Genomic DNA, 23,601 nt, shown 5'->3' with positions numbered 1-23,601 from the left:
TTATTTCCAGTAAGTATTCTGTACCATTTTCTTATTTGCCAGCAATTCGGAGGCGGGGATCGGGAAACAATAATTCCTCAGTTCAAATACCCGGGATTCCAGCAACTTCTCAGAGCTGTAAATTTTGCTGCCATCCGCCGCTTTGGTGATCGTGATACCATAGATGGATTTATAGGGCAGTTGATCCGCAATATGCCAGCGGCGCAGATCCCAGAAACGCTGGTCTTCAAAAGCAAATTCAATACGGCGCTCATGACGGATGCGCTGACGCATGCCGCTCTGGGACAAACCTGCGGGCAGGTCCGGCTGACCGGCACGGCGACGGATCGCATTCACCGCATCATATACACTCTGATCCGGCCCGGCATCTTCATTCTGCGCTTCGGCGTAGTTCATCAGTATTTCAGCGTAGCGCAGCAACTGCCAGTTCTGATCACTGCCCAGGGTGGCATCTCCCTGGAAGTTAAAATTCTCATTGATGGCTTTTCTGACTACATAACGGGTCTGCGTTTTAAAGGAACCGGCATTCACCAGGTCGAAGCCCCCTTCGTAAAACTGCAATACACTGCCACGATAAGTGGCGCCGTCGTATGCAATGGTTTTATTAAAGCGCCTATCACGGTTGGCATAAGGCTGCTTCGGATCAAACAGCGGCGATTCCGACGGCATCTTTCCATCCGTCATCTCATATTCATCCACCAGGTTCTGGGTAGGATTACTCTGGCTGATACCGCTCAGAGAGCCCGGCGCCATGTCGCGGTCGTAGAAATGTCCTCTTTCTTTGGCGATGTTGTTATGTTGTACAGAGATGATGCATTCTGCATTGTTCTTAACGGTAAACAGGGTGGCATAGTCCGGGTAAAGACTATATATTTTCAGATCCATCACCACCCTGGCCGCTGCAGCTGCTGCTTTGAAACGTCCCATATACAACAGGGTCCGCGCTTTCAGTCCCAGTGCAGCGCCGGGCGTAATCCGGCCGGCGTCTTTCAGAGAGGAAGCGGGTAATTTGCCAAGAGCATCTGCTACGGCATCCAGTTCGCTTACCACGTAATCCACGCATTGTCCTTTGGTGCTGCGGGGAATAGCAAGACTATCATTGCCGTATACCTGTGCTTTTTCCAGGATCACCACGCCCAGGGCATTCTCTATACCGGGTACTACGCCGGAAGGCATCGTGGCGCCGGATGCCGTAATAGGATCATCGCTGAAGTAATTGATCAGCTCTGTGTAATAATAGGCCCTGAAAAAGCGGGCTTCTGCCTTCAGCTGACTTCTCTGTACGTCATCACCGGGAACGGCGTCTATATGGGCCAGAAAATCGTTTACCCGGCGCATGTTCTGGTATATGGAGGTATAGTATTCCGTAAAAGGTGAATTGTTGGCATTCCAGCTGCCATCTGTTGTGAGCGGTCTGATTTTGAAGGGATCGTTGTTCAGGGCATTCAACCCGTCGTCTGTCGCCGAGGCGGAGTACCAGTTTCGTGCATAGCCACTCTGCATGGTGGAATAGAAATAGGTGATATAGTTACTCACCAGGCCCATATCGTTCCATACAGTTACTTCGGAGATACTGTCTTTCGGTTTTTTATCGAGAATATCCTTTGCACAGGAAGAAAATAATATCATTCCTCCTACTATCCAGCTGCCTGCTATATTAAATTTCATGATCTGCATTTTGTGATGAATAATTAGAACCGCACCGTGGCGCCTATGCCGTATGTTTTCTGTGGACCGTAAGGCACCAGGTTGTCATTCTCCGGATCAGCGAATTTCACTTTGGAGAAAAGCAACAGGTTGCCTCCCTGCAGGTTGAATACCACCGCATCCAGTCCGGCCTGTTTCAGCCACGCCGGTTGAAGCGTGTACGAGAGCCGTGCGCTGCGCAAACGCAGGTAATTGCTGGTGGTACCGTAGAAATCGGAAGTCCTGCCATCGGAACCAGATATGCCCAATTGCGGCCAGGAGCCATTCGGGTTATCCGGTGTCCAGCGGTCCAGCTGACGGCTGTCATAATTTGTCCATCTTTTGTACAGGTAAATATTGGTGTAGTCACCGATGCCCTGGAAGGTAAGATCCAGTGCGAGTTTTTTCCAGGTGGCCCCCAATGAAAAACCATAGTTGAGCAAAGGCATGCTGATGTTGTCTTTCACAATCACATCTTTCTGATCAATGATACCATCGCCATTCAGATCTGCATATTTGATATCGCCGGGTTGCAGCGTGGTATTGTTACGGCCGTCCTGGATGGCCCATCCGGCCACTTCTTCTTTCGACTGGAACAGGCCGAGCGATTTATAAATGCGCGTGACATTGGCGCCCCAGCCATTCAGCTGATTCTTATCCCAGGAAGGCAACCCCGCCTGTTCGCCGGAATAGTCCGTGATAGTTTTGGTATGCGCGATCATTCCTTTTACATAGTAAGAGAAATTTTTACCGATGGTGTTGCTGTGTGTCAGCGTCAGTTCAAAACCATTGGTATGATTGCTCCCCATATTCAGCCTGGGTGTGTTGGCGCCATAAGTCAGCGGCACATTGTCTGTTACGGAAATAAGAATATTGGTATTCTTCTTCTGGTATACGTCAAATTCTGCGGCAAACAGGCCTTTCAGGATGCTCATATTAAAGCCTGCGTTAAAGGATTTGATGACGCCCCAGGTGATACCGGTGTTCGGCGCAGTAAGACCCGGATATACAGAAGGGGAATAGTTGCCCCCAAAGACATAGCCATTTTTCCCAACGGTAGAATTAGGTCCGGTGTTTTGTCCCACGCTGAAATTATACAGATATGCGCTATATCCGGCGCCACTTTCATCACCAGCCATACCATAAGAGCATCTCAGCTTCAGTTCATCTATCCAGCTGATGTTGTCTTTAATAAAAGGTTCTTCTGAAATACGCCATCCGGCAGATACCGAAGGAAATACTCCCCAGCGGTGGCCATCCGCATAATTTACAGAGGCCTCCGACCGGAAACTACCATCCAGATAGTATTTGCCGTTGTAGGAGTAACTCAGGCGCCCCACATAACCTACACGGCCAAATTCCTGCGTAGTACCATTGTTGGTTGAGTTGCTGGCTGCATTTCCGGCAAACAGTTCATCTACCGCAGGACTGAAAATATTGCTGCGCGAAGCACTCAGTATTTCGATGCTGCTTTCGTTCGTGGTGTATAACAATACCCCTTCCAGGCTATGTAAACCAAAAGAGCGCTTATAGTTAAACCCGAATTCCATGTTGGTATAATTGGCGCGGTTCATTCCTTCTGTCAGGGAGGGTTTCAGATCCACACCTTTATTATCTACTCCGGATACCGGTACATATTGTCCCAGTGCATTTGCCCGGTACAATTTATAAGGCACTGAAAAGCTCTTCGTACCGTAATTGTTCCTGTCGAACGATGCCATGGCATGCGCAGATAACCCCGGCACAAACGGAAGCGCGTAATCCATCTTAAGCTTTGCATTCAGATAGTTACCATATTTCCTGCTGTAGCCACTCTGGGTCATTTGCACCACGGTATTGTTGATGGTACCGGTATAATTGGCGGCAGGCAAACCATTACTGAAATAGATCGGCTGCAGGGGCGACATCATGTACGAATTCACCATGATGGTATTGGACCCACCGGCACTGGGTTCGTCCGTCATATCGTACCGGTAGGCCATATCCAGTCCCATCGTCAGGTTTTTATTGAGACGGGTATCTATATTTGAAATGAGGGAATAGCGTTTAAAAGCGGCGTCTCCCACCAGGGAGCCCTGTTTGTTGTAACCACCGGATACATAGTATTTCACGGCTTCATTACCACCGCTTACATTCAGGTTGTAATTCTGACTGCCGGCATAATCGTGCATGGTGGCTTTGCGCCAGTCGGTATTGGCGTATTTATCCGGGTTAAGCCCCAGGCGGATAGTATCCAGTACGGCAGCGGAATAAATGGGCTCTTTACCCGAATTCACAGAAGATTCATTTTCCAGCAATGCCTGCTGATAGTTGTCCACAAACTTTGGTTGCTGTGTAGGTCTGGAATACAGCGTATTGGCGGCAAAACTGAATTTAGGCCGGCTGATTTTCCCCCTTCTGGTGGTAACAAGTATTACGCCGTTACCACCCCGGGAACCATAGATGGCGGTGGATGCAGCATCTTTCAGCACCGTTACCGACTCCAGGTCGGCCGGATCAATATCATTCAGACCTGCCTGTCCGGAGAAGCCGCTGGTATTACTGTTATCATTCAATGGCACCCCATCGATAACAATCAGAGGTGTGTTATAAAACGAAGAACTACGCACCAGCAAACGGCTGTTATCATTACCAGGTGAACCACCGCTCTGTTTACCGAAAAGCCCTGGTACCGTACCTACCAGGTTGTTGCTCAGCATGGCGGATGGTAACTGTGTAATCGTTTTATTATTGACAGAAGTCACCGCGCCGGTGATGGCTTCCCTTCTTTTGGTACCATAGCCCACTTCTACTACTTTCACCTCATCTAAAGTACGGGTGTCGGGAACCAGGGAAAAAGAGGCAACAGTACCTCCGGCGGTCAGCTCACGGGTGGTATAGCCGATGAAACTGGCGCGGAGGGTATTGGAGCCTGCCGGCACGTCTGAAAAAGTGTAACGGCCGTTCTGATCCGTCATAACGCCTTTACCGGTATTGACCAGCCGCACCGTAACACCGGTTAACGGTTCACGTGTAGCCGCATCCGTTATAACGCCGGTAAGGTGATTATCTACGGCTACTGCATTTTCTTCCGGCGCCAGCTGTTGCACAGATGCCGGGCGGGATTGCACCGGACGCTGGATCAGCATGTAGTTATTCTCGCTTACATATACAAACAGCAGGTTAGAGGGATACAACACTCTTTTCAGGACTTCTTCTACCGGTAAATTTTTCAACGCAGCAACAGTAATGTTGGTTGATTTATTCCGGATCAGGTCTGCATCAAATACAAACCGGGTATCGTACTGTCTGGTAATGTCGGCGAGCGCCTGCGACAACGGCGTGCGCTTTGCATTTTTATCTGCCTGGGCATATGCACCCATCGCAACAATGCTGCATAGCAATAGCAGCCAAAATTTCCTGGAAATTTTTTGCATAAAGAAATCTTAAATTAAACTCAGATCTGGTTGGTATCCATTAATTGGCGCGTCTGAAAATCAGCAGACTGTCCTTCTTTTCAATGTTCACTTTTAAAATGCCGGAGAGGATAAAAATAATGTTGTCCTCATTCTTTACCGGTATCGTTCCCTGTATCTTTCTACTGGTAATGGAAGGATCTTCCAGTACCGCCTTATAGCCATAGTTATCTTCGAGCAGTTGAATAATTTCTCCTACAGTCGCATTGTTCATTACCAGCCTGTTTTCTTTCCAGGCATTCACTTCATTCATATCTTTCACCACTTTATGCACTTCGCCGGTAGCGGCCTGGTAGCTGGCCTGCTCTCCGGGTTGTAACGGCATGGTTTGTCTGCCATCTTTCCAACGCAGTTGTACCGAACCGGTGGTGAGTCCTACCAGTGTAACGCCCCGCCGTTCCTTTACATTAAAGCGGGTACCCAGTACTTCCACATCCAGGTGAGAAGTGTGTACAACAAACCGCTCCCCTTCTTTCACGGGTAAACTGTCTTTTTTAAGATGTGTTACATCAAAGAATGCTTCCCCTGTGAGCCACACTTCACGACGCGCACCGCCCCACCAGCGCCGGGTGTAGGTAATACTGGAGTTCGCATTCAGCGTTACCAGCGACTGATCCGATAATTGTATACGAAGCGTTTTGCCATAACCGGTAGCAATGGTTTTGTTGCCGGTATAATAAAAGAGACTGCTACCGATGATGAAGAGCAATACCGCTGCAGCAGCGGCTATCAGACTTCTGCGGATACGGCGTAATTTATTCCGTTCCATGGTACTCACCGCCATTTGCCCGGCTATCTGTTCCCATACCTCGTCTGTTGTTGCGGGAGATGGATAAATACGGGTGGCAGAAAGCAACACCCGCAGCTCCTGTGCAGCCGCCTGCATATCTCCTATATTCGCAGGCGATGATGCCATCCACTTCTCCCAGAAACGAACCGCCTCAACACTGGTACGCTTGATATAAGCCAGGAAGAACGCATCTTCCAGGAAATCCTGTTTACCGTAATTTTTATACTGCTCACTCATAACACCACATATATCTCCTGTTTCTTATCGCAAAAACAAGGGCGATTTAACACAGGACACCACACCTTTTCAAAACACCCCACGGAAAAAATTATTTTTTCAATAATTTTTATCCGGGATAAAAATTCATTCTTCAAACGGGAGAATAACGGAGGAAGTAACTTAACGGGAGGCGGCTATCTTAAGCAGGCAGATAACGGCTATCACCGACAGACCAAGGATTTCGCGCAGCGACTCCAGTGAACGGGCGGTTAGTTTATAGGCCCCTTTTACGCTGATATTCATAATTTCAGCAATCTCATTGTATTCCAGTTCCTGGTAATAACGCAGGAAAATAATTTCTTTCTGTCGCCCGGTTAACTGTGCCATGGCCTGTTGCAAGGCCTGCTGCTGTTGTTCACTGCTTTCTTTCTGTATATAAACTGACTCCGGAGAAAAGGCCAGTTCAAAATCATAATCATCTTCCAGTGCCGATATCCTTCTTCTTTTTTCATCTCTCAGCCTGTTGTAGATCACACCCCGCAAGGATACCAGCAGATACGGACGGATACGTTTCACCGCTCCGAGTCCTGCCCTGTTGGTCCATATCTTTATAAAAAATTGTTGTATGCTTTCTTTTACCAATTCTTCGTTGGCGGATAACCGCATGCCGTATTCGTACAACATCGGGAAGTGAAGACGATAGATTTGCTGAAAGGCGGCCTCGTCACCATCTACTATCGCCCGCCACAGTTGCGGTTCTTCAGCAAATTCTTCCATACATATAGTTCATTTCAACAAAAAAGCAGGGGCAAAAAATACGACCATTTTGCGGAAAATAATAATCACAGCGGCGAAATATTACATGATATAAAATCAAATATTTATAATTCCGCATAGGAAAACATAAAACGATTCTCCTTTCCGATTACCCCGTTTGCGCCAAAAGGCGCTTCCATGCTCACCCAATTCTGAATTTTTTCCGCATTTGAACACTTCTTTTCCCGATTTGATAAACGATCCGGTTTGCTTATCCGGACCTTTGCCATCCAAATCTATAGCGGAAAAATTACTCAATGCGACCTAAGAACTTCATTATCACCGGCACTTTCGTGTTGCTGGGCACTGTCACACAAGCACAACAGGCCCCTCCCGCAGCCACCAGCGGCGGCAGACGGGCAAACAGCCAAAAATCATTCACAGATACCACCGTTGTTCTCAAAGGCGCTACGGTAACATCTAAAACACATACCCGCGAATTAAAGGAAAGCGGCTTTGCGGTAAATGCCATCGAAACAAAGGTGTATGCCAACACCACCGCAGACATGAACACCGTTTTAAACCGCACTACGGGTGTTAAAGTCCGCGAACAGGGTGGTGTGGGCTCCGATTTCAATTTTTCCATCAATGGTCTTTCCGGTAAAGCCATCCGCTTTTTTATCGATGGCATCCCCATGGAAGTGATGGGCAGCTCCATGACCCTCAACAATATCCCGGTAAACCTGGCCGAACGCATTGAAGTATACAAAGGCGTGCTGCCGGTGTCGCTGGGTGCAGATGCCCTGGGCGGCGCCGTAAACCTGGTGACGAACCAGCAGGTAAAAAATTACCTCGACGCCAGTTACAGCTTCGGCTCCTTTAATACCCACCGCGCCGCCATCACCGGACAGGCCACTCACCAGAAAACCGGTATCATCACCCGCCTGAGCGCCTTCTATAACTATTCCGACAACAACTACAAGATGAAAGGAATAGAGATCTGGGATGAAAAAGCCGGGGAATATGGTGATTATGTAAAAAAAGACTTCCGCCGCTTCCACGATCTGTACCGCTCTGCCATGGTACAGGGAGAAATCGGTGTACTGCATAAAAAATGGGCCGATGTATTCTTTGTAGGCGCCGGCTACTCCGCCACCGACAAAGAACTACAAACCGGTACCAACCAGGAAAACGTATATGGCGCCGCCACCCGCAACGGGGACGCCTTCAACGCCACCCTGCGCTATAAAAAAGCGGACCTGTTTACCAAAGGACTGGAACTAAGCGTATTCGCTTCCCATACCGCCGATAAATACCAGGTGACCGATACCGCCGGATACCGCTACTTCTGGGATGGTACCAGCGTAAAAACCAACCAGGGTGAACTGAGTTCCATTAAAACCCTCACCCATATCAGCCGGCCCCGGAATTTTGCCCGGGTAAACCTCAGCTACAACATCAATACGGTACATTCCCTGAATCTGAACTATACCTTCGACCAGGTGAAGAACCACAACTATAATGAACTGCTCACCGACAAAGACCACAATCCGGGTAAAATCGGTAAGCATATCCTGGGCCTAGCCTATCAGCAAAACCTGCTGGAAGGCCGCTGGACCAATACCTTCTTTGGAAAATACTATGGCATGGACCTGAGCCAGCCACAAACCCTTTCCGGTACCGGTACTGTCACCACCGCCTCCGATTTCCAGAGCTATACCGGATATGGCCTGGCCACCCGGTTTAAGATCACCGATGAACTGGGCGTAAAAGCATCTTACGAAAAAGCCTATCGCTTACAGGAAGTAGGAGAAATGTTTGGTAACGGTTACGACCAGATCGCCAACCCTAAACTCAGACCGGAAAACAGCAACAACTTCAACGTGGGCGCTTATTATGGCCTGCAGAAAGGCCCTCACCGCTTCTTTGCAGAAGGTGGCTGGTACTTCCGCGATGCAGCCGACTTCATCTACTCTGTAGTGTATATGTCGAACGCCAAAGTGAGCCGCTATGAAAATACCTCCAAAGTGCGGGTAAACGGACTGGAAGCAGAACTGCAATACGATTACAAAGACCTGTTACATGTGAATGTAAACGGTAGCTACCAGAACGCCATCAACAATACCAAATATCCGGTGGGCAGCAACTCCGGTACCGTAGAAGCCACCTACAAAAATAAGATTCCAAATATGCCATGGCTGTTTGGCAATGCAGCAGTAAGCATCGGTAAAAATAACCTGCTGGGTAAAGATACCCGCCTGCAGCTCAACTGGGACATGCAATATGTACACTGGTTCTATTTAACCTGGGAATCTTACGGATCCAAATACAGCAACAACAAAATACCGGATCAGTACATCCAGAATGTGTCGCTGACGTATTCCCTGCAGAACGGTAAATACAATATTTCTGCAGAATGCAAAAACTTCGCTGACGCACTGGCTTACGACAATTTCGGTCTGCAAAAACCAGGCAGGTCCCTCTTTGTCAAGTTCCGCTATTTCCTTAAATAATCATAAACGACCACTCATGCTGACGATCGCAAAAAGACTTTTATATACCACTGCCTGCCTGAGCCTTCTGGCCTCCTGCACCAAAAATGATACACCCGAGCCGGATGTACCAGCCGATTACGGCATCTGGCTGCAATTAGGCAGCTGGCCCAATACCACCCAATATGCGTTAGGTGTCAACTCACTCGAAAGCGGTACCGTAAGCCTCGTGGGCAACGGTGCCAATGTGACCAACAAGGCCGACTATGGCATCATTCCGCACAACGGCTTCTATTATTACCCGAGCACCAGCTCCACCAATGGCCGCTTCTCGAAGTTTGAACTGAAAATGAACTCCCTTGCCACCGTAAGGCAGGTGCCCTTTACCTTTCAAACCGGTATTACCAGCTACGCCTGGGCCAACGATACTTCCCTGGTGCTGATCGGTACCAACGGCGACCGGAATAAAATATTATGCTCTGTAGTCAACAGCAACACCCTGAGCATCCGCAATGTGGAACTGCCCGGAAAAGATATTCCCGCAGGTTTTAAATATATTTCTACCAGCAGTGTGGAGTATGTAAACGGTAAACTGTTTGTTGCGCTTTCCTATACCACCGACTGGCCCGCACCGGCCTATCCGAAAGCAATTGTGGCCATTTACGATTATCCTTCCTTAACCCTGGTAAAAGAAATAGAAGACGCCCGCACCCTGGGCATGGGACAATCCGATATGTGGATGTCCGGCTCCACCGTGGATGATAAAGGCGACCTGTACATGCTCGCTAATCCAGGCTGGATGGGTACCGGTCCTTCTGCGGTGTATCGCATTAAAAGCGGTACCACCGAATACGACCCGGCTTACTTCTTTAATCTCAGCACCTCTTCGATTGGCGCCGCTACCGTAGCGCTCTGGGGCATCGGTAATGGTCAGGCGATCGTGAAATACGAAAACCCGGCTGCCACCAAAGATGATGCTGATGCCAATCATATTTATTCCTATGCCGTAATCAATTTAGGTAACGGCACCGTCGCTAAAAAACTGAGCGAACTGCCACTGGATAAAGGCGAAATGCTGGAAACAGTGATGGTGAACAACGGAAAAGCCTACATCATGGTGAACTCCCAGAATGGAAAAGACTATGTATGGGTATATGATGTAGCCGCCGGCACACTGAAGCCCGGCCTGGAACTCGTAGGTGGCTACGACTACATGCTGCGCATCGACAAACTGAAATAATATCCATTATTACTATTCACCGGACTTTCCTGTTTCATCGCAGGAAAGTCCTTTTTTTACCACGGCCTATGTCTTTAAAAAAAATAAACGCCTGGCTGCACCTCTGGCTGGGACTCGTTTCCGGACTGATTGTCTTTTTTGTGGCCATAACAGGCTGCATACTGGTGTTTGAAGACGATATCAAATTACTGACCCGTCCTTACCTTCATGCCGAAGTACCCGCCAATATGCCGTTGCTGCCGCCTTCTGTGCTGGCTGCCGCCGCCGAAAAACAGATGCCCGGTCTCAAAGCCACCAATATCCGTTACATCGGTCCGGGGAAAACAGCAGAAGTATCATTCCGCTCCGATTCTATTGTATACGTACATCCCTATACCGCACAGGTGACAGCTATTGCGGATCATGAAGATTTCTTCCATGAAATCACGGAAGGCCACACTTCCCTGTGGCTGCCTCCCAAAGCAGGTCATATGGTGGTCACGTATGCCACGCTCATATTTACCGTCCTGCTAATTACGGGCATGGTATTATGGTGGCCTAAGAAATGGAACCGCCATAATATCCGCAACGCCTTTACTATCTTATGGACCGGGAAATTCAAACGGGTCAACTACGACCTTCATAATGTATTGGGCTTTTATACCATCCCCGTTACGCTGATCATCGCGTATTCCGGCTTGTTCATGGGATTGGGCTGGGTAGCTAAAAGCGCCTACTGGTTGGCGTCCGGCGGGAAGTCTATGCCAACCTACTATGAACCGCCTTCTGATACCACGCTAAAAGCTACGGCTGGTGTACTCACCATCGTAGACCAGGTCTGGGAAAAATCTATCCGGGAACTCTCGTCCCCTTTCAGTGAAGCTATTATTATCGGTATTCCGGATGAGAAAAATGAATCCATCTATGTATATACCAATACAGATGGTCCCCGTTACCAGGTACATTATTTCGACCAGGCAAACGGCGCGTTGCTGAAAGGCACCGGTACGGATGTAACGCCCTACAGCAAAGCCAATGGCGGCGATCAGTTACGGCGCCTCAATTACTCCTTGCATGTGGGTTCTATCTGGGGATTGCCCTCCAAACTGATTTACTTCCTGGCATCATTTGTAGCAGCAAGCCTGCCGGTCACCGGTTTTTATATCTGGTGGGGGAAGAAGAAGAAAAAGAAAACACCGCCGCAGAAAAAAACGCAGGCAGTAACGATATAAAAAAAGAGCACCTTTTGTAAGGTGCTCTTTTTTTATATGCAGGTATAACGTTAACGCCTACTCATTATCTGAGTTTATATAATTTATATCCAAACAGGAAGATCACTGCATAACATACAATCGGCAGGTAATAAGCGGTAGCAATATTGGTATCAGCAATACGTCCCATAACGAGCGGGAATAACGCACCGCCAAACATACCCATTACGATAAACGAAGATGCCTGCTGAGTTTGCGGTCCCAGATCTTTCAGACCCAAACTGAAAATAGTAGGATACATGATACTAAAGAAGAAGTTGATCATCAGTAATGCGATGTAGGAAGTCCAGCCCAGTCCCTGCGCCACGATGATACACATCAGGATATTGCCGATGGCAAAAGCTGCGAGTAATTTATTCGGAGCAATAAAGCGCATGAGTGCAGTACCCACAAATCTTCCTGCCAGCATCATCCCCATAAATGGTGTCATAAAGTAAGCGGCTTTTTCATCGGAGAAGTGCATTACTTCGTGTCCGTAGTTGATGAAGAAAGCCCAGGTGCCTGCCTGTGCAGCCACGTTAAAGAATTGTGCGATAACGGCGAATACAAAATGTTTCTGCTGGTAGAGTTTTTTACGCACCGTTACTACACCGCCCTGGTCCGACGGACCATCATGCGGATCTGTTACCGGTGGTACTTTTACCATAGCAAAGGCGATGGCAATAGCGGCAATCACCACACCGATATACAGGTACAATTGTTTTACAGAAAGTAATTCTTCGCCGGTATTATGACCGGCGCTCAATAAAAAGTGCGCTCCCAGGGAAGGGCCTACCATGGCGCCTACTGCATTAAACGATTGGGCGAAGTTGATACGTTGATCACTGGTACGCTGATCGCCGAGGGCGGCCATAAACGGATGTGCTACGGTTTCCAGTGTTGCCATGCCGCAAGCCAGCACAAACAACGCTACCCTGAAAATGGAAAAAGAAGCTGCGTTGGCGGCGGGTACAAAGAGGAAAGCGCCAAGGGCGTACAGGGTGAGGCCCAGTAATACCCCATTTTTGTATCCCATCTTTTTAATAAATAATCCTGCCGGAATACTCATCAGGCCATAGGCGCCAAAGATAGAAAACTGCACCAGGCCCGACTGTGATTTAGTAAGACCAAGTACATTCTGGAAATGTTTGTTGAGTACATCTCCCATCGTTAACGCAATACCCCAGCATAAAAACAGGGAGGTAACGAATATCAGGGTGATGACATATTTTTTCTCTGTGAACTTTGCGAGTTTGTTGGCATTTTTAGCGGTCTGTAAGGCTTCCTGTTCCAGGGAGTCAGGTGATATCATGTGCTGAGTTTTTAAAAATTTTACATAACGTGGAGGAACTGCTTCCCGGCTCTAATATACAGTTCCATTTTAATAAACTCCAATGATCTTCCTGGAAAAAACTATTCAGTAAGACCGTTGGTCTTACTGAATATGCTCAGGAACGCAGATCCAGTTCCATCTGTATGTTGGCGCGTTCGTAAGGGGTGGGTCTGCCGGGTACTTTTTTAAAGCCCAGCTTATTATAAAGGCTGATGGCAGGTTTCAGAATGGTATTACTTTCCAGGTAAATATTCTTTGCGCCCAGCTGTTTTGCTTTTTCAATAATCGCCTGTCCAAGTAGCCAGCCAATGCTTTTGCCCTGGGCTTTGGGAGATACGGCCATCTTAGCGAGTTCGTAATCGTAATCCGGATCATCCATCTTTACCAGTGCGCAAACGCCCAATGGTTCGTCGTTGTACAGTGCCACAAAAATATGTCCTCCCCTGTCGAGAATATATTCTTCCGGGTGATCGAGTGATTTGTAATCCGTGGCTTCCATTTTAAACCAGGTAGAAATCCATTCTTCATTCAACGCTTTAAATGCCGCTTTATATTTCGGCTGATAATCCACGATGGTAACTTTGGCGGCTTCTCTTTTCTTATGTGCTTCTACCACACGGCTCAGCAGGGATTGCTGTTCCAGCAGGTATTCCCATTCTTCAATCGCTTTCCACAGGTCGTGCGTGGTTTGCGCAGAAATAGCCTCAATGGCCGCATTTACATCCAGGAGCTGATCCTGAAGTTTGATCGTGATCTCTTTTCCTTTTGGTGTGAGGCTCACCATATTTCTTCTGCCGTCGGTTTTATCCTTCTGCTCTGCTACCAGTCCCTTCTTGCCCATTTCTGCGATAATCTTGCTGACCGAAGGATGGGAATGCCCGATTTCTTTGGCGATCGCTGTGATCGTTTTCTCCTCTCCGGCAGATAAAACATAAAATACGGGGAACCATTTCGGTTGTAAGCCGATACCGTATACCTCGTAAATCTTAGCAGCATCTTCCGTGATTTTTTCCGTTAACATGCGTAGCCGGCTGCCAACGGCTACCTTACCTGTTTTGTTGAAGAATTCCATATTGTAATAAATTACGTAATCAGTTACACAAATATAGGAAGCTATAAATAATGAACCAATTTTTTTTCTGTTATCGGGGAGATAATGAAGTTAAAAGCCCTACCATGGCGGCAACAGGCATACAGGGGTTATTATTGGGCCGCCCTGTTCCGGAAAGATACCGGGCTCACCAGGTGGCGTTTGCGGAAGAAATGCGATAAATGACTTTCGTCGGTAAAGCCAAACTCGGCAGAAATCTGTTTAAGGGTTTGCTGCCCGGCAGTAATCCTTTTTTCAATCAGTTTGGTGCGGTAGCTGTTCACGTACTCGCGGTAACTCATACCGAAGTTTCTTTTGAAATACGCACTGAAATAATTGGCGGCAATATTGAAATGCGCCGCAATATGCTTTACCTGTATTCTCTCCGGCTCATACACATGCTGATGAATGAAAGAGATCAGCGCTTCCTTGTCGGGTACGCCATCGCCTATACGAACATCCAGTTTGGCAATTGCCTCTTTGATCAGGCCAAACACAGACAATACCTGGTAGTATACTAACGGCGACGTAGCTACGTCGCAACGGCAGTTGTAAGCCACAATATTCTCGATAGTATTATGCAGAATGGTTTTGCAGGGTTCATCCAGCACCAGCTTTACTTCCTTCAGCAATTTATGCCGCATCATTGCTTCCGGCCTGCTGGTCAGGAAAGCATCCGGCGCCAGGTGGCTCTTATCCGTAAAATAATTATCCGTGAATTTGATAAAGGCAAAACGGGTCGTCTTCTTGATATCAAAATAATGCTCATCATCGGGAGAGATCACAAACAGATCGCCTGCTTTATAAGACAGCTGGTTGTTATTCAGGTGATGAATGCCACAACCTTTAAAGATGTAAACAATTTCATAGTAAGTATGACTGTGCACCGGCAGATGAAAAACCGCTTCCTCAAACTCATGAATAACTAAGGTATCAAACTGCTTTAACTTCTGCATCTCACAAAAGTACAACTATATGTTGTAAATGTACAAGTCAGAATTACCCGCTATCCCCGACCTTTACTGTCATAAAACCGCACATCATATTATGGAATACAGACAACTAGGTGCATCCGGGCTTCAGGTACCGGTGCTAAGCTTTGGAACCGCCACTTTCGGCGGAGGAGATGAATTCTTTAAGGCCTGGGGCAGCACCATGGCCGACGAAGCCACCCGGCTGGTAAATCTTTGCCTCGATGCCGGCGTAAACCTCTTCGACACTGCCGATATCTATTCTGATGGCCTTTCTGAAGAGATCCTGGGTAAAGCCATCGCCGGCAAAAGAGACCAATTGCTGATCTCCACCAAGGCTACCTTTACTTTTGGCAAAGGGCCCAATAACCAGGGCTCCTCCCGCTTTCATCTGCTACGCCAGATAGAAGGCAGCCTGAAACGCCTGAAAACGGACTATATCGATATCTATCACATGCATGGCTTCGACGGCAACACGCCGGTAGAAGAAACACTGCGTACACTCGACGACCTGGTACAAAGTGGTAAAGTACGCTACATCGCTGCGTCCAACTTCTCCGGATGGCACCTGATGAAATCACAGGCCATCTCCGAAAAATATGGTTGGAACAAATATGTGGCGCACCAGGTGTACTATTCCCTCGCCAACCGTGAATATGAATGGGAACTGATGCCGCTGGGTATTGATCAGAAAATAGGCGCGATTGTATGGTCGCCCCTCGCCGCAGGGCGACTGGGAGGCAAATACCGCCGCAACAGCCCCATTCCGCAAAACGGCCGCGTAGCCCAGGGTGGCAGCCCCGTTCCGGAAGCTGTGGTGAAAGAAGAAGTGTTTTATAATATCATCGACGCCCTCGACGAAGTAGCGGCCGAAACCGGTAAAACCGTTGCCCAGATCTCTTTGAACTGGCTGCTCCAACGCCCCACCGTATCCAGCATCATCATCGGCGCCCGTAACGAAGAACAACTGCTTCAAAACCTCGCCGCCACCGGCTGGAACCTGACCACCGACCAGCTCAAAAAACTGGACGCCGCCAGCGAAGTACATACTATTTATCCGTACTGGCACCAGCGTCAGAACCTGACCCTGAATCCGCCACCGGCTTTTTACTAAACCCACAACGTACGCCCGGTTATCAATAATAAAAGAGCCTGTATCCGTTAGAGATACAGGCTTCTTTTATTACATTATACTGTCACCGCATTGTCAGGTAAGCCCTATCCCAGCCCTATCTCCCCCCTATCCAACCGCCCTGTAAGCTATACCTGTAAGAGAGGAATTATCTACCGGTAAACAGCCTTTTTATATCGGGCGATATAAGGCTTTTACTTCAATCGTCCTTTCAGTTCCTCACTACCCGTACTACGCCGCTCCTGTTGAGCGCCGGCGCCACCAAAGCGGTAAGTAAATGTGAGCATGAAAGAACGTGTATCATAGCGACGATGGTTAAAAGTGTAAATACCGTTGTAATCGGACCATTCCTTTATCTGTCGGCTGCGGAAAATATCGTTCACCAGTAATTTAATATTGCCCTTTCCTTTCAGCACATCGCGCTGCGCTCCTGCTGATATCATGTAATAAGCCTTGGTCGTGAATACACCAGACACCTCGGCTGAACGGAACAAGGCATTGAGTTCTGCTTTCCATCCACTGGCAATAGAGAAGGTATTCTGAGAATCAAAGGTGAAACTGCCGCCCTGGCGCACTTCCTTCTCCGCTCCCTGTACAGTGAACCCGTTGTAATAGAAATTGGCAAACTGGGTGCCCTGCCACCACCGGGTAATGTCGTTGGTAGCGGTGAGGCTAAAACCGTAGTTGGTAAAGCTGGCCAGGTTTTCCGGGCGACTGTACAGCACAGCCGCATCCGCCGGTTGGCCCACCACCGGGCTGATCACGTCTTTGCTGCGGCTGTAGGTGGCAGCCGCATAATAGTCGGAAAAGAAGCTGTATCCCAGTTCCACGGCGTTGGCAATAGCTGGCCGCAGATAAGGATTCCCTTCTTCGTAATTAAAAGGATCCGTGTACAAACGGAACGGATTCAGGTCCCAGTAGCCCGGACGCTCGATACGGCGGCTGTAACTCAGTTGCAGCTTATGCTCTTCGCTAAAGGTATGGCTCACAAATATGCTGGGAAACAGGTTAAAATAACTGCGGGTGACCAGTGAATCGGTGGTGAGCTGATGCCCTTCTGTATAGGTGTACTCTCCCCGCAACCCCAGCTGGATACTGAATTTGCCATAATCCTGCTGCAGGTTCAGGTATCCTGCCTGGATCTGTTCCTTGTAAATAAAATGATTGCTGGCAGATAGATCAGGCACAAAGGCACCACTCTTCAGCGTATCGTATTTCAGGTTGTTTTCGGTACGCACATAACTCCCTTTCCATCCGGCTTCCAGTTTACCATTCTTTTTCCAGGGCAAGGTATAATCCGTTTTCAACACATAAATGCTGTTGTAGGAAGGGATATCGCCTTTGCGGAAGCTGTTGCCCGGCAGTGCTGCATCCTGTTCAAAATAGCGGGTATCCAGTTGCTGATCCATCCGGGAGAAGTGACTGACATAGTCTGCATCAATGGTAAGCTGATGCCCCTTGTCGTTGAACGTGTGCAGGTAGTTCACATTGTACAGCAGATCCCGCCAGTGCTCCTTGCCGGTGGTGAGCGTACGGGCATCCCGCAATACGGGGTGACCGGAAAAACCGGTCATTACATTGCCCGTTTGCTGGGTTACCGGGTATTTGCCGATGTTGCCGCTCACCAGGAAGCCGATGGTATTTTTTTCATCTGCAGTAACGTCTATCCCTGCACGAAAATCATGACCGCGTAAACGGGCGGTTTCTGCGCTGGTTTGCAGGGTGCGCAGGGTGGGTGTGCCGCCGGTATCTCCCCCGAATCTTCTTTCTGATTCGTCCTCGTTTTTCAGGTCTTCATAAATGAAGCTGTAAGCGCCAAAAAGATTGACCTTACCGGTACGGTAATTAAGGCTGCTACCAGCCCCCCAGCGGCCGGCACGACCCGCGCCTCCGTTGAGCGACACATTTCCGTTCAGGTCTTTCTTTGTATTTTTCTTCATCACAATGTTGATGATCCCACCTTTACCGGCGGCATCGTACCGGGAAGAAGGGTTGCTCATGAGTTCTATATTGGCAATATTACCGGAGGCGGTACCGCGCAACAGGTTCGCCAGCTGGTTGCCGGAGAGATAAGTGGGTTTGCCGTTGATCATGACCAGGGTACCGGGACGTCCTTTCAGTGATACGTTGCCGTTATCATCTACCGTAACACCCGGCATTTTTGCCAGCAGCGCCAGGGCAGTGCTACCTTCTGCCAGCACGCTGTTTTCTATGCGTAAAACGGTTTTGTCCATCTGGTGTTCTACCCGGGGTTTGCTGCCTTTGATCTGCACCGTACCCAGCATCCGCTGATCTTCCACTAATGCAAAAGTCCCCAGCTCCTGCAAGGTGCTTGTGCCTGACACGTTAAATACCGCGCTAGTAAACGGGCGGTAGCCCATATTGCTCACCCGGAGCAGGTAGTTGCCCTTTGCCGGAACGGTCAGCTGAAAACGCCCGGCGGTATCACTGATGGCTGTCCCCACCCCCAGCGAATCCGGCAGCTGCACCAACAGTATGCCCGCAAAGGGTACCCCCTGCTCCTGGCTATCGGTTAAACGCCCTGCCACACGCAGCGACTGTGCAGATACCCGGAGCTGCACGCCCCATAAAAAAAGACATAGGAGGATGGCCTTGCCGGAAAGGAAATTCCGGACAGTATAGTACTTGTTCATTGTGAATATAGGTTAGCCTGTTCGCTGTTTTGATGATGAACAGCAAATGTGCCCTAAAAAGGAGTGGTCCTTTTATCGATTAGGGAAAATCATTTCTTTAAAAAGGAAAAATATTATCTGGAACAGATGAGTTGATAGGTACCCGGTGTAATGCCCTCTGAGCTTTTAAAGAGACGGATAAAGTAGTTGGTATCATTAAAACCGCATTGCATACTCACCTGGTTGACGCTATTATTGCGGTCCGCCAGCAACTGCTTTGCCAGCTTCAATCTCTCCCGGTTAATATACTGTAAAGGCGTAATCCCGAACTGGTCTTTAAACCACTTAAAAAAAACATTGCGGCTCAGGTAAGCTTTGCGGCATAGCGTATCCACAGAAATATTTTCTGTGAGATGCTCATTGATATAATGCAATACAAAATGCAGGCGGCTGTTGTTACTGTTGGTCGTTCGCTCGTCTGCGATCAGTTGTAAATGCTGGCTCTGTAAAATGCGGATCAGCAGTTCTTTCATGTTCAGGTCTGCATAAATATCCCTGGAAAGATCGGTGCTGCTGCAAATGCGGATCAGCTTATTGATCAGGTCTGTCAGGTCCGCATCATTGTTAAAGTGGTACTGGTTAAATTGCAGACGCCAGTCGTTCTTATCTGCATACTCGCTGTTATAATACTCGTTCAGGTATTGCAGTGTATTCCGGATATAGGTTTCATCTACTGATAAAGCGATACATTGGGTTGGATTGTCGGTAGAGGCTTCCGGAAAATCGATGATCATGGTTTCATTCGCAGGTACAATTACCGTTTCACCCGGCTGGTATTCGAAAGAAGGTTGATCAAAAAGATGCATGATCTTTTTTCCCTGCACCATACTGGTAATGACAAAATCGCCAAAGGTAAGCGGCACCCGGTAATCCTGCTGATAACTTTCAAATATATTCAGCTCACAATTATTCAGATTAAATACACGCCTGTTTTCTACCAGTCGCTGTAACTGTTTCGGATGAGTGAGGTCTATCTGCTGCACAAAATGTTTTACCGGCATGGCTAATGTTTTTAGCTACAACAAGTTAGTACAATTTAACCGAACTCAGAAAAACAGGTACGAATGTGCTAAAGATAAATACGAAATTTTGCAATCGGATGAAAAATCTTTACCATATTGAGGTTATCTAAACGGAAACCATCTTCAAATAACATCCACCTTAGTAATGAATGCTTCACGGAAAAAAAGTCATCTCGTCGCAGGTGACTTTTTATTGCTTAAGAAAGTTGTAACATCTATTTTTCTGCATCCTATTTATAAAAAATTATTAATTTAACTGCTGATTATACCCGTTCCCCGGTCCTATTTCGACAAACCCGGACAATGATACAAACCGATTAAAACTAACTATTCTTAGCATACCTGCAGGGGAGAACTATCTTACATGACTATCACAGATTTATTTACTCGTATCCGTTTTCCGAAAAACGCGGACAATGATGAACGCATCAGGGCAATTATCAATACCCTCGCGTTGGTAACTGCCACATTAGCCTTTACCCTGGGAATTGCCCTCCATTATTTTACCCGGCTCGACATCATACTTTATCCGGCGCTTATGGAAGCCTTGCTTTTCAGTACCGTGCCTTTTATTAACCGTCAGGCAGGACGCGGCGCCGCCATGAAAGCCTTATTTTTCCTGCATGCCGCCGCCGTGATTTACTTTGGCCTGATCCTGGGCCCTCATAGCCATATCCATACGTTTGCCATTTTCCTGGTGGGTTATGCGATGCTGTCATTTCAGCGGAAATCGTCCCGGATCATGATGGCACTCCTGCTTACCACTGTTTTTATATTCATGGAAGCCAACAACAGCTATGGCTGGATAACGCCACTCCCTATCGCCGCCAATGCGCAAACGCCGCTCCGCTGGATGGTCATTTTCTGCGCATGGCTGCTCAATGGCCTGCTCCTGTTTTATTTTATCCGGGAAATCATTATTGTAACCGCCGAACAACAGGCACTTGTGGGGGAGCTCAAAGTAGCCAACCAGTTCAAATCACTTTTCCTCCGGCAAAATAACCATGAGCTGCGCAATGCCCTCAATATCATCAACAGCGTAACGCAGACCTATAAAGCCGCCTACGATAACGCCTCCGGCAAACCGGCGCCTATCCTGGTGGAACCGGAAGAACTGAATGCGGTTTATTTCGCCGCCCAGGACGCCGTGGAAATTATCAACAATACACTTTCCTGGTCGCAGATAGAACAAGGCATTGAATTGCCCGCAAGCCATGCCTCCTTTCACCTGGAGCAATGGGTGCATCAGCTGATGGATACCAACACCCCGCATATCCGCAAAAAAGGCGTCCGCCTGCGGCTCACGATCGCAAGTGATGTGCCTGTCTATATCGTTTCCGACCGCAAAATGCTGACGCGGATCTTTACCAACCTGCTGGGCAATGCGATCAAGTTTACTGCCATCCGCTCTATTATTGATATTGATATCCGGCGCAATGGCGATCAGCTAAACGTCTGTATTACGGACCAGGGCAACGGCATCAGCGAGGAAATGAAGAAGCGGATCTTTGATCCCTATGTGACGCATCCGGCACAAGCCACCGAATCGACCGGTCTCGGACTGCCTATTGCGCTACACCTGACACAATCGCTCGGTGGACAAATTACCGTAACAGATAATCCGCAAGGCAGCGGCACTACCTTCCGGCTCACCCTCCCGCTTATCGCCGGGGAAGCTGTCCGGGAAACAGCGGCAGATAAAGCGTTCCCTTTTGGTTTCAATGATATGTCAGTGGTAGTGATTGATGATGATGAAATGAACCAGCGTGCCGCCGCCCACCACCTGAAACGGATGGGCATCTCACAGATTGCACTGGCCGGCTCCGCCTCCGCAGGGGAAAAAATGATCCAGCGCCTGCTCCCCGACCTTATTTTACTGGACATGGAAATGCCCGGCACTGATGGACTCACCCTGCTGCAGCGGCTCAAAAAAGACCGTAATACCCGGCATATCCCGGTGTTGATCTGCTCCGGTGTCTTACCAGACGATCCGAGGCATGAACAATACAGCGGCACCGCTGGATTTCTACTCAAACCACTGGACTATAAAATGCTGCAATCCACCATCGGCAAAATACGGTACTCCACCCGGGGAATTGCCAGCTGAAGAGACGGCATATTTGACTATACCCCCAACTTATCCAGCCAAATTAATTGTCCACCCTCCCGGTTTTCAACTGAAACTGCATTAAATTAGTGCCTACTAATCAAAACCAACAACACACATCATGAGAAAACTATTCCTCCTGGCCTTCCTGTTGCCCGTAATGGCAATGGCACAGGACAAAGGCATCCACTTTGAGCATGGCACCACCTGGGCCGCCGTACAGGCCAAAGCCAAAGCAGAAAACAAATACATCTTCATGGACTGCTTCACCACCTGGTGTGGCCCCTGTAAATTCATGTCCGCCAATATTTTCCCGCAGGAAAAAGTAGGCAGCTTTATGAACGACAAATTCATCAGCGTAAAAGTGCAGATGGATCAGACCGAAAAAGATAACGACGACGTGAAAGCCTGGTACGCTTCCGCCAAACAGATTGAAAAGGACTACAGCATCCGTGCCTATCCTACCTTCCTGGTATTTGCACCAGATGGCCGCATCGTAGACCGCCAGGTAGGCGGAGCCGAAGCTGACCAGTTCGTAGAAAGATGCGCCGCTTCCCTGAACCCGGCTACCCAGTACTACACACAGCTGGATCTTTACAAAAAAGGTAAAAAAGATACCGCGTTCCTGCGTCAACTGGCTGTTCTGGCCCTGAACAAATACGATCAGGCCAACGCTGCGGAAGTATCCAAAGAATACCTCAGCAAACAGAAAGACCTGTACACTCCCGTAAACATCGAATTCATTTCCAAATTCACCCAAAGCAGCAAAGATGTAGGATTCGACATGTTCCTCCACCATGCTGATAAAATCAATAAAGTACTGGGTCCTGGAAAAGCAGAAGAAAAACTGATGGGTATCGTAGCTAACGAGGAAGTATATCCGCAGCTGATGAAAAAAGATGGCAGCAAACCTGATTGGGCCGCTATCGAAACCAACCTGAAAACAAAATATCCATCTATCGCAGAAGAACTGACCCTGAAAACAAAGGTCCAGTATTTCAACTACGTAAAGGATGCAGATAACGCAGTGGCCAGCATTGTTGCCTATATGAAAAAATATGGCCACAAAGCAGATGCACAGTCATTAAATGAATACGCATGGACCATCTTCGAAAAATGTAATGATATGGCGTGCATTGAACAGGCCCTGGAATGGAGCAAACGCTCTTTCAAAGACAACGAAGTACCTGCCTTCATGGACACTTACGCTAACCTGCTGTACAAAGCCGGTAAGAAAGACGACGCCCTCGCCTGGGAAGAAAAAGCCCTGAACAAAGCCAATGGCGACGAGAAGAAAAACTACGAGACTACCCTGGAGAAAATGAAGAAAGGAGAAAAATACTGGTAATCGTACTTAATAAAAAGAAGGCAGGGAAATTACTTCCC

General features: G+C 48.2%; 15 protein-coding genes. 6 read left to right on the top strand and 9 right to left on the bottom strand.

Translation table 11 applies throughout. The features are described 5' to 3' along the window. The 4 genes from BMW79_RS15840 to BMW79_RS15825 form a co-directional block, all read right to left on the bottom strand. A complete protein-coding gene (locus BMW79_RS15840; RefSeq protein ID WP_177192190.1) occupies positions 1-1,668 on the bottom strand; it encodes a RagB/SusD family nutrient uptake outer membrane protein in 1,668 nt (555 codons plus the stop codon). A 23-nt stretch (positions 1,669-1,691) separates the two neighbouring features. Continuing rightward, on the bottom strand, positions 1,692-5,102 hold the full coding sequence (locus BMW79_RS15835; protein WP_089896354.1) for a SusC/RagA family TonB-linked outer membrane protein: 3,411 nt from the start codon (positions 5,100-5,102) through the stop codon (positions 1,692-1,694). 40 nt (positions 5,103-5,142) lie between these two features. Continuing rightward, positions 5,143-6,168, bottom strand: coding sequence for a FecR family protein (locus BMW79_RS15830; protein WP_089896352.1), 1,026 nt, complete (start codon positions 6,166-6,168; stop codon positions 5,143-5,145). A gap of 162 nt (positions 6,169-6,330) precedes the next feature. After that, entirely contained in the window at positions 6,331-6,927 is a 597-nt protein-coding gene (locus tag BMW79_RS15825) for an RNA polymerase sigma factor (protein WP_089896350.1), read from the bottom strand. Between the two features lie 296 nt (positions 6,928-7,223). Here BMW79_RS15825 and BMW79_RS15815 point away from each other — a divergent pair, with 296 nt between their 5' ends. From BMW79_RS15815 to BMW79_RS15805, 3 genes are all read left to right on the top strand, one after another. After that, positions 7,224-9,419, top strand: a complete 2,196-nt coding sequence (locus BMW79_RS15815; protein ID WP_089896347.1) for a TonB-dependent receptor domain-containing protein — start codon at positions 7,224-7,226, stop codon at positions 9,417-9,419. A gap of 16 nt (positions 9,420-9,435) precedes the next feature. Next, complete coding sequence (locus BMW79_RS15810) at positions 9,436-10,638, top strand: DUF4374 domain-containing protein (RefSeq protein ID WP_089896345.1); 1,203 nt, start codon at positions 9,436-9,438, stop codon at positions 10,636-10,638. A 68-nt stretch (positions 10,639-10,706) separates the two neighbouring features. Continuing rightward, positions 10,707-11,849 (top strand): PepSY-associated TM helix domain-containing protein, encoded by a 1,143-nt coding sequence (locus BMW79_RS15805; RefSeq protein ID WP_089896343.1) that lies wholly within the window; start codon positions 10,707-10,709, stop codon positions 11,847-11,849. Between the two features lie 64 nt (positions 11,850-11,913). Here BMW79_RS15805 and fucP read toward each other — a convergent pair whose 3' ends face one another. The 3 genes from fucP to BMW79_RS15790 form a co-directional block, all read right to left on the bottom strand. Beyond that, positions 11,914-13,179: an L-fucose:H+ symporter permease gene (gene fucP / locus BMW79_RS15800; RefSeq protein ID WP_089896341.1), complete on the bottom strand. Its 1,266-nt coding sequence runs from the start codon at positions 13,177-13,179 to the stop codon at positions 11,914-11,916. Positions 13,180-13,315: 136 nt separating this feature from the next. After that, positions 13,316-14,272: a bifunctional helix-turn-helix transcriptional regulator/GNAT family N-acetyltransferase gene (locus tag BMW79_RS15795; RefSeq protein ID WP_089896339.1), complete on the bottom strand. Its 957-nt coding sequence runs from the start codon at positions 14,270-14,272 to the stop codon at positions 13,316-13,318. Positions 14,273-14,403: 131 nt separating this feature from the next. Continuing rightward, positions 14,404-15,246 carry an AraC family transcriptional regulator gene (locus BMW79_RS15790; protein ID WP_089896337.1) on the bottom strand — a complete coding sequence of 281 codons (843 nt, stop codon included), beginning with the start codon at positions 15,244-15,246 and terminating at the stop codon, positions 14,404-14,406. A 28-nt stretch (positions 15,247-15,274) separates the two neighbouring features. Between BMW79_RS15790 and BMW79_RS15785 the strand changes: the two genes are divergently transcribed. Continuing rightward, on the top strand, positions 15,275-16,375 hold the full coding sequence (locus tag BMW79_RS15785; protein ID WP_245752509.1) for an aldo/keto reductase: 1,101 nt from the start codon (positions 15,275-15,277) through the stop codon (positions 16,373-16,375). A 212-nt stretch (positions 16,376-16,587) separates the two neighbouring features. On the opposite strand, the gene BMW79_RS15780 is transcribed toward BMW79_RS15785, so the two are convergent. Further along, positions 16,588-19,047, bottom strand: coding sequence for an outer membrane beta-barrel family protein (locus BMW79_RS15780; protein WP_089896335.1), 2,460 nt, complete (start codon positions 19,045-19,047; stop codon positions 16,588-16,590). 113 nt (positions 19,048-19,160) lie between these two features. Beyond that, positions 19,161-20,087: an AraC family transcriptional regulator gene (locus BMW79_RS15775; protein WP_089896333.1), complete on the bottom strand. Its 927-nt coding sequence runs from the start codon at positions 20,085-20,087 to the stop codon at positions 19,161-19,163. A gap of 385 nt (positions 20,088-20,472) precedes the next feature. Between BMW79_RS15775 and BMW79_RS15770 the strand changes: the two genes are divergently transcribed. Together BMW79_RS15770 and BMW79_RS15765 are read left to right on the top strand one after the other, a co-directional pair. After that, positions 20,473-22,215, top strand: a complete 1,743-nt coding sequence (locus BMW79_RS15770; protein WP_089896331.1) for an ATP-binding response regulator — start codon at positions 20,473-20,475, stop codon at positions 22,213-22,215. 121 nt (positions 22,216-22,336) lie between these two features. Then, positions 22,337-23,563 (top strand): thioredoxin family protein, encoded by a 1,227-nt coding sequence (locus BMW79_RS15765; RefSeq protein WP_089896329.1) that lies wholly within the window; start codon positions 22,337-22,339, stop codon positions 23,561-23,563. Positions 23,564-23,601: the final 38 nt, after the last annotated feature.

Origin of the sequence: Chitinophaga arvensicola (genome assembly GCF_900110835.1) — a bacterium.
In the GTDB taxonomy this organism is placed as follows: domain Bacteria; phylum Bacteroidota; class Bacteroidia; order Chitinophagales; family Chitinophagaceae; genus Chitinophaga; species Chitinophaga arvensicola.
The sequence above is the reverse complement of the archived record's forward strand: the minus strand, read 5'-3'. Positions and strand labels throughout refer to the sequence as shown.

Coding starts and splice junctions, on each gene's coding strand:
- BMW79_RS15810 (WP_089896345.1), top strand. CDS start 9,436: ATGCTGACGATCGCAAAAAGACTTTTATATACCACTGCCTGCCTGAGC.
- BMW79_RS15825 (WP_089896350.1), bottom strand. CDS start 6,927: ATGGAAGAATTTGCTGAAGAACCGCAACTGTGGCGGGCGATAGTAGAT.
- BMW79_RS15770 (WP_089896331.1), top strand. CDS start 20,473: ATGACTATCACAGATTTATTTACTCGTATCCGTTTTCCGAAAAACGCG.
- BMW79_RS15805 (WP_089896343.1), top strand. CDS start 10,707: ATGTCTTTAAAAAAAATAAACGCCTGGCTGCACCTCTGGCTGGGACTC.
- BMW79_RS15780 (WP_089896335.1), bottom strand. CDS start 19,047: ATGAACAAGTACTATACTGTCCGGAATTTCCTTTCCGGCAAGGCCATC.
- BMW79_RS15840 (WP_177192190.1), bottom strand. CDS start 1,668: ATGAAATTTAATATAGCAGGCAGCTGGATAGTAGGAGGAATGATATTA.
- BMW79_RS15830 (WP_089896352.1), bottom strand. CDS start 6,168: ATGAGTGAGCAGTATAAAAATTACGGTAAACAGGATTTCCTGGAAGAT.
- BMW79_RS15790 (WP_089896337.1), bottom strand. CDS start 15,246: ATGCAGAAGTTAAAGCAGTTTGATACCTTAGTTATTCATGAGTTTGAG.
- fucP (WP_089896341.1), bottom strand. CDS start 13,179: ATGATATCACCTGACTCCCTGGAACAGGAAGCCTTACAGACCGCTAAA.
- BMW79_RS15765 (WP_089896329.1), top strand. CDS start 22,337: ATGAGAAAACTATTCCTCCTGGCCTTCCTGTTGCCCGTAATGGCAATG.
- BMW79_RS15775 (WP_089896333.1), bottom strand. CDS start 20,087: ATGCCGGTAAAACATTTTGTGCAGCAGATAGACCTCACTCATCCGAAA.
- BMW79_RS15795 (WP_089896339.1), bottom strand. CDS start 14,272: ATGGAATTCTTCAACAAAACAGGTAAGGTAGCCGTTGGCAGCCGGCTA.
- BMW79_RS15785 (WP_245752509.1), top strand. CDS start 15,275: ATGTACAAGTCAGAATTACCCGCTATCCCCGACCTTTACTGTCATAAA.
- BMW79_RS15815 (WP_089896347.1), top strand. CDS start 7,224: ATGCGACCTAAGAACTTCATTATCACCGGCACTTTCGTGTTGCTGGGC.
- BMW79_RS15835 (WP_089896354.1), bottom strand. CDS start 5,102: ATGCAAAAAATTTCCAGGAAATTTTGGCTGCTATTGCTATGCAGCATT.